The 7,760-nt window shown below is 63.3% G+C and carries 9 protein-coding genes; 4 read left to right on the forward strand and 5 right to left on the reverse strand.

Annotated elements, in window-relative coordinates; all coding sequences use genetic code 11:
- From ACKODO_RS12200 to ACKODO_RS12215, 4 genes are all read right to left on the reverse strand, one after another.
- Nucleotides 1–452, reverse strand: a 452-nt coding sequence (locus tag ACKODO_RS12200; RefSeq protein WP_408983708.1) for an ATP phosphoribosyltransferase regulatory subunit, incomplete at its 3' end; no start/stop codon positions are given.
- A gap of 33 nt (nucleotides 453–485) precedes the next feature.
- On the reverse strand, nucleotides 486–713 hold the full coding sequence (locus ACKODO_RS12205; RefSeq protein WP_408983709.1) for a hypothetical protein: 228 nt from the start codon (nucleotides 711–713) through the stop codon (nucleotides 486–488).
- Nucleotides 714–796: 83 nt separating this feature from the next.
- Nucleotides 797–2,152, reverse strand: coding sequence for an aspartate aminotransferase family protein (locus tag ACKODO_RS12210; RefSeq protein WP_408983710.1), 1,356 nt, complete (start codon nucleotides 2,150–2,152; stop codon nucleotides 797–799).
- 127 nt (nucleotides 2,153–2,279) lie between these two features.
- On the reverse strand, nucleotides 2,280–2,756 hold the full coding sequence (locus ACKODO_RS12215) for a RidA family protein (RefSeq protein ID WP_408983711.1): 477 nt from the start codon (nucleotides 2,754–2,756) through the stop codon (nucleotides 2,280–2,282).
- Nucleotides 2,757–2,953: 197 nt separating this feature from the next.
- Here ACKODO_RS12215 and ACKODO_RS12220 point away from each other — a divergent pair, with 197 nt between their 5' ends.
- Both ACKODO_RS12220 and ACKODO_RS12225 read left to right on the forward strand, forming a co-directional pair.
- On the forward strand, nucleotides 2,954–4,390 hold the full coding sequence (locus tag ACKODO_RS12220; RefSeq protein ID WP_408983712.1) for an EAL domain-containing protein: 1,437 nt from the start codon (nucleotides 2,954–2,956) through the stop codon (nucleotides 4,388–4,390).
- 85 nt (nucleotides 4,391–4,475) lie between these two features.
- Nucleotides 4,476–5,345 carry a TIGR01459 family HAD-type hydrolase gene (locus tag ACKODO_RS12225; RefSeq protein ID WP_408983713.1) on the forward strand — a complete coding sequence of 290 codons (870 nt, stop codon included), beginning with the start codon at nucleotides 4,476–4,478 and terminating at the stop codon, nucleotides 5,343–5,345.
- A gap of 22 nt (nucleotides 5,346–5,367) precedes the next feature.
- On the opposite strand, the gene ACKODO_RS12230 is transcribed toward ACKODO_RS12225, so the two are convergent.
- Entirely contained in the window at nucleotides 5,368–5,754 is a 387-nt protein-coding gene (locus tag ACKODO_RS12230) for a response regulator (protein ID WP_408983714.1), read from the reverse strand.
- 211 nt (nucleotides 5,755–5,965) lie between these two features.
- Here ACKODO_RS12230 and ACKODO_RS12235 point away from each other — a divergent pair, with 211 nt between their 5' ends.
- The gene (locus ACKODO_RS12235; RefSeq protein ID WP_408983715.1) at nucleotides 5,966–6,928 is read left to right on the forward strand and encodes a bifunctional riboflavin kinase/FAD synthetase; all 963 of its coding nucleotides are present in this window, start codon (nucleotides 5,966–5,968) and stop codon (nucleotides 6,926–6,928) included.
- 188 nt (nucleotides 6,929–7,116) lie between these two features.
- Nucleotides 7,117–7,760: class I tRNA ligase family protein (locus tag ACKODO_RS12240; RefSeq protein ID WP_408983716.1), on the forward strand; the 644-nt coding region annotated here is incomplete at its 3' end.

A 7,760-nucleotide genomic window follows, 5' to 3' on the forward strand; every position in this document is an offset into this window, starting at 1 on the left:
CCCACCGTATCCGCATCGAACTGCATGAACTGGCGGAAGCGGCCGGGGCCGGGCTTCTCGTTGCGGAACACCCAGCCGGCGCGATAGCTGCGATAGGGTTTCGGCAGGTTCTGCCAGTTCTCCGCGCAGTAACGGGCGAGCGGCGCGGTGAGATCGTAGCGGAGGCTCATCCATTGCTCGTCGTCATCCCGCAACGAGAAGACGCCGGCATTGGGCCGATCCTGATCGGGCAGGAATTTTCCTAGCGCGTCCGTGTATTCGAGGAACGGCGTTTCCACCGGTTCGAAGCCATAGAGTTCATACACGCGCTGGATGACGCGCATCATCTCGTTCGTGGCGCGGATATCCGCGGGCGAACGATCGGGCAGGCCACGGGGCTTGCGAGCTTCTGTCTTGGAAGCTTCCTGGCGGGCGGGTTTCGGCGTCTCGGTGCCGGTCTTTTCGGTGCTCATGAAGCGGGGCTTTAGCCCCGTGCGCGCCGCTTGTCACGCCTTCCGCGCGGCCGCCTCATAAACTTCGAGCAGGGCTTCGAGATCGGCCTCTTCCGGCGGGTGGCCATGGGCGGCATCGAAGCGGGCGGCGATCTCGCGATTGGCGAGCAGCACGAGGATCGCTTCATGCGGGTTGTGCTGGGAAACACTCGCGATCTCGGCCGCACTGATGGTGACGCCGAAGCGGTGGAAGGCCTGCTGCAAGCAATCGGAACGATTCATAGCCCTATTCTAGAGGCGATTCCCGTTCCTGGGAATTCTGCAATCGGAGCATGGCCCCGATTGCAGCCACAGCTGTCCCCGCCTCACGCCACGGCGCGGATGAGCTTGCCGAGCTTGTCCACGGTCTCGTCGATCTGCGCTTCCGAGATGACGAGCGGCGGGGTGAGCGCCAGCGTCTCGCCGGTATTGCGCACCATGAAGCCGTAATCCTCGAAGCCGCGATGCATGGCGGTATAGGCGCGCTTGCCGAAGGCATCGGGCATGGAGGCGAGGTCGATCGCCGCCGTGAGGCCCACGGTGCGGATATCCAGCACGTTCGGCAGGCCCTTCAGCGAGTGGATCGCATCGGCCCAGATGGGCTCGAGCCTTTTCGCGCGTTCGAAGAGATCCTCGTCGCGATAGACATCCAGCGTGGCCATGGCTGCCGCGCAGGCCAGCGGATGCGCCGAGTAGGTGTAGCCGTGGAAAAACTCCACCATGTGCTCCGGGCCCTTCATGAAGGCATCGTGGATGTGCTTCCTCGCGATCACGCCGACCATCGGCACGGTGCCCGAGGTGATGCCCTTGGCGAAGGTGATGAGATCCGGCGTGACGCCATAGCGCTCGGCCGCGAAGGAGGTGCCGAGACGGCCGAAGCCGCAGATCACCTCGTCGAAGATCAGGAGGATGCCGTATTTGTCGCAGATGTCGCGCAGGCGCTTGAGGTAGCCTTTCGGCGTGGGGAGCACGCCGGTCGAGCCCGCCATCGGCTCCACGATCACGGCGGCGATGGTCGAGGCATCATGCAGGGCGACGATGCGCTCCAGATCATCCGCGAGATGCGCGCCCCAATCCGGCTCGCCCTTGGTGAAGGCCTGTTCCGCGCGATTATAGGTATGCGGCAGGTGGTCGACATGTGGCAGGAGCTGCGTCGCGAAAGCCTTGCGGTTCGCCACCATGCCGCCCACCGAGATGCCGCCGAAGCCGATGCCGTGATAGCCGCGCTCGCGGCCGATCAGGCGGCAGCGATTGCCCTCGCCCTTCGCCTGGAAATAGCCGATGGCCATTTTCAGCGCGGTATCGACCGCTTCCGAGCCGGAATTGACGAAGAAGACGTGATCGAGATCGCCCGGCGCCATCTGCGCGATGCGTGAAGCCAGCTGGAAGCCGAGGGGATGCGCGAACTGGAAGGGCGGCGAGTAATCCAGCGTTTCCGCCTGCGCCTTGATGGCCTCCACGATCGGGTCGCGGTTATGGCCGGCATTGCAGCACCAGAGGCCGGCGGTCGTATCCAGGATCGCGCGGCCGTCATAGGTGAAATAATGCATGTCCTTCGAGCGGGAGACGATGCGCGGATTCTTCTTGAACGCGCGCTCGGCGGTGAAGGGCATCCAGAACGCCTCGAGGTCGTTCGGCTGGGAGAAGGTGGTGATCGGCGTCGCGGCGCTGGATTTCGACATGGAACTGTTTCTCCCCCATCAGGCTTGATCAAAGGGAAGGATACGCCGCCGCGCGCGCGAAACAACCCCGCTTGAGGGCCATGAGGCTGCAATTTCTCGCGGGGCTGGGTGCCTTGTGGCGTGGAAATCACCGATCGGCCCGGGCGCCGGGCTGAAGCGCCGGCGGCAGCGCGAATTCCTCGTCCGATTGTGGAAGCTCGAGAAAAGCCTGGTCAGGCTCCTCGGAAACCGCTTCCGCCTCGATTTCAAACAGGAAACGAGGCGTCGCAAGGCCCGCCACCTCCAGGTAGGTCGCCGCGCAGAGATGCCCGCCGAGCCGCCGGTCCCGGATGCTGCGATACATCGCCACAGAGCCCGGAACGGTGGCGAAGGCGCTGATCTTCACGAGATCCGTGATGCTCATTCCGGCTTCGGCGAGAATCGCGGTGAGGTTGTCCCACGCGGCCTCCATCTGCTCGGCCAGATCATCCGGCACGGACCCGTCGAGCCGCTGGCCGACCTGCCCGGAGATCACCAGCCGGCGGGCGCGGGCCGAATGCACCACGCCATGCGCATAACGCGACCCCGGAGGCGCGATGCCGCGCGGATTGATAACTCTCGGCATGATCAGAAATCCCCCACTGGCGTAACAATCCCTTTTCGTATCGCGAGCCGTCACTGTTCCAAAAGATCGGCCTCGAAAATTTTTTCTCGTCAACCGCACTTTTCACAGCCGGTTGGCCGATTGGGCACTCGCCAGCGCCGTTGCGATTCAATAGGTTTATCGGTAGTGATTCGCTGGGCTGGGGCGCACGCTTTCCGATGGAATTTCGGTCTCTCCTCAAGGTCGTGACGGTCGCGGTTGCCGCTGCCGGTCTGACATTTCTTGCGCAGCGGTACGATCTGCTGGCGCTCGTGGTGGCGGCTCTCGCCGTGGCGCTGGTCGCGTGTGCCTTTGCGCTGCGCTTCAGCGGCGTCTTCATGCAGGAGGAGCTCGCGCTTCTGCGCGATCACCTCGAAACCACGCGGCAACAGGCCGCGATGCTCGCCCGCATGACGCGGGAGATGCGCGATGCGGTTGTGCAACATGAGTCCGCGCCCGCGCCTGATCGCGCGACCGAATGGGCTGCTCTCAGTGAAATCGTGTGTGACATCGCCGATGAGATGGCCGAACTCGATCGCCGCACCGAACAGGTGGAAGGCGAGCTTGCCGCCCTTCGGCGCGACGGAGCCACGCCGCGCCCCGCCGCTTCGGCCTGGTCCATTCCGGCCGCCTCTGGTGCCTCGGCGCTGGCCTCGCACAACCCGCTGCATGATGGCAAGATCGATCCGGACTCGAGCTCTTCCGCAGGTGGCCTGCGCGAGATTCCGGGCGTTCCGAATCTTTCGACCTTCGGTGAGCCTCCGCGCGCCGTGCGTCAGTTTGTCGCGGCTGCCATCGCGGCCGATCGCTTCGAGCTTTATCTCCAGCGTATCGTGAGCCTGCCCCAGCGCAAGACCCGCGCCTACGAGGTGAGCCTGCGCCCGGATGGCTGCGACCCGCACATCCCCACGAGCGAGATTCGCAATGCGGTTGAGCATGTCGGCCACCAGCTGGCGTTTGATCGGAAGCTTATGGTTCAGGCCATGCGCCTTGCCCGGATGTTCCAGCAGCGCCAGCGCGACGTGACCCTCGTCGCGGATATTTCGCAGCGCTATCTTCTCAGCGAACCGGCTTTCGATGAATTGCGCGCGCTTGTCGCTGACGCGCCGAACGCGCCGCGCCGCATCGTGCTTTCGCTTCCTCAACGCTTTTTCAAGAAGGCGATTGCGGTGGAGAACGAGGCGCTGCGCCAGCTTTCCGAGATGGGCTTCCGCTTCATGGTGCGCGAAGTGACGGATTACAACTTCGAACTGCCGCGGCTGCAGCAGTCGAATGTCCGCTGGATGCGCATGGATGCAAACCGGCTGCTTGCGGCGAGCCAGAGCGAGGAACAGGTCCTCGAAGTGGCCGCGGCTGATTTTGCCGCTCTTCTCGCTCGTCGCCAGATTTCGCTTGTCATCGAGGGCGTGAACGACGAGGCGGCCGTCGCCGAACTCATCGATTTCAACATCGCCTATGCCCAGGGTCACGTTTTCGCGCCGCCGCAGGCGGTTCGCCCCGAAGCGCTGGATGATGGTGATCCCGCAACGGCTGAGTCCGGGGCGCGTCTTAAAGCGGGCGAGACCCCGCCCAAAGCCGAGCGTCGCGGCCTGCGTGAAATTGCACGCCGCGCCTGAAATTGGTCGCGGGGGTTGTTTCCGGGAAGGCGAGCCATTAGCGAGCAACCCACGCCGCGTCTTGCCGTGAGGTTCCGCTTTCCCAATGTCTGCCCGCATTCAGCCCATCGATCGCCTCTCCGACGTTCTCGATCGTTATGAGGCGATCATTTCCGATGTCTGGGGGGTGCTCCACAATGGCGTCATGGCCACGCCGGGGGCGCAGCAGGCGCTGGCCGGGGCGCGCCGTGCCGGCAAGCCGGTCGCGCTGCTGACGAACTCCCCGCGCCTGCCGCATCTGGTGGCGGAGCAGTTGCGTGATCTCGGCGTGGTCGAGCCCTGCTATGATGCCCTTGTCTCATCGGGCGGCGTGACGCGCGAGCTGCTCGAAAAAGAGGGGGCAAAGACCTTCTACCATATCGGGCCGGCACGCGATTCCGGCTTGTTCGAAGGCCTGGAAGCGAGGCCCGCTCCGCTGGAGGCAGCCGAACTGATACTCTGCACCGGGCTTTTCGACGACGAGACCGAGACGCCGGACCAGTATCGCTCCATGCTGCAGTCTGCACACGCGCGAGCGCTCCGCCTCTATTGCGCCAACCCGGATCTGATCGTCGAGCGGGGGGACCGGTTGATCCCTTGCGCGGGCGCCATCGCGGATCTCTACGAGAAGATGGGCGGGTCGGTCATCTGGGTCGGCAAGCCCAAGCCGCTTGTTTATGAACGCGCGCGGCAGGCCCTGGAGACGGCCTTGGGCCGAACGCTCGCGTTGAACCGGGTGCTTTGCATCGGCGACGCGTTCCGCACAGATATTGCCGGGGCCAATGCCGAGGGGCATGACGTGATCATGACGATCGCCGGCATCCATGGGCATCAGATCGGGCTGAGCGGCAACAATTACGACCTTGCCCGGCTGGAACAGTTTTCAGCCGAGACGCGACTAAGGCCAACCTATTGCATGGTCAGCCTTGTTGATTGAGATTGCAGGAACTCAATGAAAATCAGGTCGCGCCGGCGACTGCGTCGATCTTGGCCTTCAGCGTCTGGGCGTTGAACGGCTTCACGATGTAGTTGTTGACGCCAGCCCGCTTGGCGGCGATCACGTTTTCCGTCTTGGATTCGGCGGTGACCATGATGAATGGCGTCGAGTGAAGTTCGCGGTCGGCGCGCACCTGCTTGAGCAGTTCGTACCCCGTCATTGGCTGCATGTTCCAATCCGAGATGATGAGGCCGTAGCGTTTTTCGCGCATTTTCGCGAGCGCTTCGGAACCATCGGACGCTTCGTCGACATTCTCGAAACCGAGTTGCTTCAAAAGATTCCGGATGATCCGGACCATCGTCTGATAATCATCCACAACAAGAATGGACGTGCCTGCATCGAAAGCCATGTTTTACTCCACCTGAGGCGATCCGCTTGGAATCCTCTCCGGGACCCGCAGCGAAGGCTTCTCCTGTCCTTTGAACCTGGAGTTGAGAACCCACCGGAAACAACATTATGTCGCGGCCTCTTGCGATTATGTTAATGCGGTTCAACTGCGAACCAATTTCGTGATGCTTTCGGCATCCATCGTTCACCCTTGCCTGCCCGACCGGACCAAAATGATCGAGCCTTCCACCGGATCCCTGGCGATCAACCTGATTTTTCTCGGGAAAGATCGCGAGCCGCTTGTGCGGCCGGTTCTTGCCATCGGCAATTTCGATGGCGCCCATCGCGGGCATGAAGTGGTGGCGGCGGCGGCACGCACGCTGGCCGCCGGCCTGCGGCAGGCGGGTCCCGTGACGGCGCTGAGCTTCGAGCCCCATCCCCGCACCTTCTTCCAGCCCCATCGCCTGTTTTTCCGGCTGAATTCGCCGGAAGAGCGGCCGAAAAGGCTTGCCTCCATCGGATTTGAGGCTCTCGCCTTGCTCGCCTTCGATGCCCGGCTGGCGGCTACCAGCGCGGAAGATTTTGTCCAGCATCTTCTTGTTGAGCGCCTGGGCGCGGCTGGCGTGGTGGTGGGGCATGATTTCCACTTCGGGAAGGGACGGCAGGGCACGCCGGAATTCCTGGCGGAAGCCGGCCGACGCCATGGCTTTGCCGTTCGTTTTGTCCAGCCCTATCGCGACGAGACCGGCGCCATTGTCTCCTCCAGCGCCATCCGGCAGGCCTTGTCCGAAGGGGATGTCGCAACGGCCAATCGCATGCTCGGCTATGCTTATGCGGTTTCCGGTGAGGTCATTCACGGGGCGAAGCGGGGCCGCGAACTCGGCTACCCCACCGCCAATATCGCGCTTCCTTCCGGCAACGGCCTGCGCCATGGCATCTATGCCGTGCGGATCGAGATCGACGGCGAATCGCGGGCTGGCGCGGCGAGTTTCGGCCGCCGTCCGATGTTCGATAACGGCGCGCCGCTGCTGGAAGTTTTCGTGATCGACTTTTCGGGCGATCTCTACGGCAAGCGCGTGACGGTCTCTTTCCAGGGCTTCCTGCGCGGCGAGGAACGCTTCGACAGCCTCGAGGCGCTGATCCGGCAGATGGATGCCGACCAGACCGAGGCGCGACGGATTCTCTCGGAGCAATAGCGCTTTGCGCGGAAGCCGCCGCTTGCTATAGGCCGAGGCATGACGAGCGCCGTTTGGTCACGCACGCGAATTACGACCCCGGTCGCCCCGCGCTGAAGCGCGAGGCGCGGCCGGTTTGTCCATCCGTCGGCTTGCGCCCGCCCGCTTGTTTCTTCCAGCCGTATCGTGAGTGCCAGATCGTGAGTGCCATGAGCGCCGAGAACGCCCCGTTTGATTATGCGCAGACCCTCTTCCTGCCCGAAACGCCCTTCCCCATGCGCGCCGGCCTGCCGCAGAAGGAGCCGGAAATCCTGAAGCGCTGGGCGGAGATCGACCTCTATGCCCGCATCCGCAAGGCCTCCGCAGGCAAGCGGAAATTCGTGCTGCATGATGGCCCGCCCTATGCCAACGGCAACATCCATATCGGGCATGCGCTGAACAAGATCCTGAAGGACCTCGTGACGCGCAGCCAATCCATGCTCGGCTTTGATTCCAACTACGTGCCGGGCTGGGATTGCCACGGCCTGCCGATCGAATGGAAGATCGAGGAGGAATATCGCGCGAAGGGCAAGGCAAAGCCGGAGCTCGCCTCGGGTGCCGCCATCAACGCTTTCCGCGCCGAATGCCGGGCCTATGCCACGCATTGGCTGAACGTGCAGCGCGGCGAGTTCAAGCGTCTCGGCATCACCGGCGACTGGGACAACCCCTACCAGACCATGACGTATCCGGCGGAAGCGCAAATCGCCCGCGAAATCATGAAGTTCAAGGATAACTGCTTGCTCTATCGCGGCTCCAAGCCCGTGATGTGGAGCGTGGTGGAGAAAACCGCGCTCGCCGAAGCCGAGATCGAATA

The sequence above is a fragment of the Rhabdaerophilum sp. genome, assembly GCF_046092605.1.
GTDB lineage: Bacteria > Pseudomonadota > Alphaproteobacteria > Rhizobiales > Beijerinckiaceae > Rhabdaerophilum.